This is a genomic window from Thiococcus pfennigii (genome assembly GCF_016583835.1).
GTDB lineage: Bacteria > Pseudomonadota > Gammaproteobacteria > Chromatiales > Chromatiaceae > Thiococcus > Thiococcus pfennigii.
Genome location: NZ_NRRW01000115.1, coordinates 1 through 3,245, shown reverse-complemented (window position 1 = coordinate 3,245; position 3,245 = coordinate 1). Strand labels below are relative to the sequence as shown.

Here is a 3,245-nt window from a genome sequence, read left to right as displayed (position 1 = left end):
TCGGGGCGTAACCCGACGGCCGGCAACGCGGCGGCCACCGAGGCATCCGCGCCCCGACCGCCCGCAAGCGGGCGCCTACCAGCGCAGGCGGCGTCAGCGGGGCCGTTGTCGGGTTATGGCGCGCGCGCGACCGCTGCTTTCCCATCGAAGGCCGCGCCGGCGCGCCTGACCCGACGGCCTCGCACCCGAAAAAGAGATCTCGCGCAGAGACGCAAAGGCGCAGAGAAGGAGAAGAGGAGCGTACTGGTGACATCGACCAAGGCTTTCTCTTCACTTTGCGCCTCTGCGTCTCTGCGCGAGCCCGTAGGTCGCATGAGCCCTGTAGGGTCCGCTGTGCGGGCCGTTCGGGTGCGTATTCCAGCGAAACCGGACACCCAGTCCGAAGGAAAGCGGACAGCCGTTCCGATCGAAAGCGGACAGTCAGTCCGACGGAATCCGGACACCCGGTCCGATGAAAGCGGACAGCACGGTTCGGATCACGCGGCGGGTACGACAGTGTTACGGTGCGAGGGTCTCCTGTGTCAATTTGGAGGTGCGCCTGCGCAGGGATTCGCCGCGTAGCGTGAGCTTGTAGGCGGCGTGCACGAGGCGATCGAGGATGGCATCGGCGAGCGTCGGATCGGCGAGATACTCGTGCCAGTGCTCCAGGGGGAGCTGGCTGGTGACGAGGGTCGAGCGGGTGGTGCAGCGGTCATCGAGGATCTCGAGCAGATCGCGGCGCTGCTCGTTGTTCATGGGGGTGAGTCCCCAGTCGTCGAGGACGAGCAGATCGGTCTTGGCCAGCTCGGCGAGGAGTTTGCTGTAGCGGCCGTCGGCACGGGCGATGCCGAGCTCCTCGAGCAGGCGCGGCAGGCGCCGATAGCGGGCGGTGTAGCCGAGGCGGCAGGCTTGATTGGCCAAGGCGCAGGCGAGGTAGCTCTTGCCGACGCCGGTGGGTCCGGTGATCAAGACATTGAGGTGCTCGGCGAGCCACTGCCCGGTGGCGAGGCGGGCCATGAGGGCCTTGTCGAGGCCGCGGGCGGTGCGGTAATCGATGTCCTCGACGGCGGCCTGTTGGCGCAGCTTGGCCTGTTTGAGGCGGGTTTTCAGGCGGCGGTTCTCGCGTTCGGTGGCCTCGCGCTCGAGCAGCAGGGCGAGGCGCTCTTCGAAGCTCAAGGCGGCGATGTCGGGCTGCTGTAACTGCTCTTGGAGGGCGCGAGCCATGCCGGGCAGGCGCAGTTGCTGAAGGCGCTCGAGGGTGGGGTGGAGCAACATCGAAAAGCTCTCCTGAGGGTGGTGGAAGGACGCCCCCGACCGGCGGTCGGGGGGCGATGACGAGGCGTCAGTGGTAGTAACCGGCGCCGCGCACATTGGGATGGACGATGGGCTCGGCCTCGGGGGTGACGCTCGGCAGGGGGCGAGCATCGAGGCCCTTGGCGAGGATCGAGGCGAGGCTCTTGTAGCTGACGGTGCCGATGGCCAGCGCCCGGGCGCAGGCGGCCTCCAGACGGGGCGCGCCGTAGTCCTTGCCCAAGCGCAGCACCCCGAAGGCGGCGTTGAAGCCCTGCTGGGGATGAGGCCGCTCGGTGAGCAGGCGTGCCACCAAGGTACGGGTGGCCGGGCCGTGCTGCTCGGCCCAGCGCAGCAGCCGCTCGGGCGTCCACTCCAGATAGCGCTGATGGGCTTCGGGCATGTGGGCGGGCACGGTGGTGTAGCCGCCGCGCCGGGCACTGCGGGCATGGGCGGTGACGCGCTGCCCCTGGTGGAGCACCTCCACCGTGGTGGCCGTGAGGCGCACATCGACCTGACGCTTCACCAGCGTGTGCGGGGCTGAGTAGTAGTGGCCGTCGACCTCGATGTGGATGTTCGGTGCCACGCGCGCCTTGCGCCATTCGGCGTACTCGTAGGGCTGGCTCGGCAAGGGCCGCAGGGCCGGGCGGTCGATGGCCTCGAAGTGGCTGCGCCGCGAGCCCTCCAGCTTCTTGAACGCGCGGCTGTTGAGGGCCGGCAACAGCGCGGCGATGGCGGCATTGAGCGCGGCCAGGGAGAAGAAGATTTCATGGCGCAGCCGCGCCAGGATCCAGCGCTCAACCAGCAGCACCCCGCCCTCGGCCTTGGCCTTATCGCGTGGCTTGCGCACGCGCGCCGGAATCACCGCCACGCCGTAGTGGCGGGCAAAATCCTGGTAGGTGGGGTTGAGGTCCGGCTCGTAGCGGCAGGCCTTGTGCACGGCGCTGCGCAGGTTGTCCGGGACGATCACCTCTGGCACCCCATCGAAGAAGGCCAGGGCGCGCACCTGGGCACCGATCCAGTCGGGCAGGCTCTGGGTGCGGGTGGCTTCGGCGTAGGTGTAGTTGGAGGCGCCCAGCACGGCGACGAAGATCTGCGCCGTCTGCACCTCGCCGCTGCGCGCATCGACGAGGTCCACCGTCTGCCCGGCGTAGTCGACGAACAGCTTCTCCCCGGCGCGGTGGCTCTGGCGCATCACCACGTCGAGCCGCCCGCGCCACTGCGTGTAGAGCTCGCAGAAACGGCTGTAGGAATAGCCTTGCGGGTCACGCTCGCGGTACTCCTGCCAGAGCAGGAACAGCGTCACCCCCTTGCCGCGCAACTCACGATGGATCTGCGCCCAATCGATCTCCTCACCCTGGCGGCGCTGGGCGCGCACCTCCTGCGGGTAGAGCAGGCGGTGCAGTCGCCCCTCGTCGAGGTCCGGCGGCAACGGCCAGGACAGCCCCGCCGCCTGCGCCCGCTTCAAGCAGTCCGACACCGTCGTCTTGCCGATGCCGAGTGTCCTCGATACCGCCCGTAAAGATTGTTGCGCGCCCCAACTCAGGCGCAGCACTTCGTGGATCTTGCGCATGGATAACCGTTCTCGTGGCATGGGCCTCCCCCTTTGCAGCAGGCAAAAAGGGCGGCAGCTTACTTGGGTTATCCCGCAACGCGATCCGTGTGCCAGTGGCTGTCCGGATTCCCTCGCAACAGTGTCCGGATTCAGCTCGGAATCGGTGTCCGCTTTCCCCTCGAAGCGCTGTCCGCTTTCACCTCGAGCAGGTGTCCGCTTTGGATCGGAATCGGTGTCCGGATTCCGTCGGAATACTCAAGCCCCCATCTCCGGAACAGTGCGGGAGTCAGACGCCTAGTAGTTCGTTCCAACAATAAAGTTACATATCACGCCAGCCCTAGATCAAACTTCTTCCAGCGGAAGACAACCGGGGCGGCGTTCATCTCATCAATGCCTTGACGGATGCGGGCTTTGAGCTCCT

General features: G+C 67.2%; 2 protein-coding genes. Both read right to left on the bottom strand.

What is annotated here, in order from left to right; translation table 11 throughout:
* Positions 1–498 precede the first annotated feature (498 nt).
* Positions 499–1,254, bottom strand: a complete 756-nt coding sequence (gene istB, locus CKO41_RS18070; protein ID WP_200383263.1) for an IS21-like element helper ATPase IstB — start codon at positions 1,252–1,254, stop codon at positions 499–501.
* A 67-nt stretch (positions 1,255–1,321) separates the two neighbouring features.
* Positions 1,322–2,863 (bottom strand): IS21 family transposase, encoded by a 1,542-nt coding sequence (gene istA / locus CKO41_RS18065; protein WP_200383262.1) that lies wholly within the window; start codon positions 2,861–2,863, stop codon positions 1,322–1,324.
* Positions 2,864–3,245 lie beyond the last annotated feature (382 nt).

Bases quoted from the DNA above. Each gene is read 5' to 3' on its own strand.
- istB (WP_200383263.1), bottom strand. From the start codon at position 1,254: ATGTTGCTCCACCCCACCCTCGAGCGCCTTCAGCAACTGCGCCTGCCC.
- istA (WP_200383262.1), bottom strand. From the start codon at position 2,863: ATGCCACGAGAACGGTTATCCATGCGCAAGATCCACGAAGTGCTGCGC.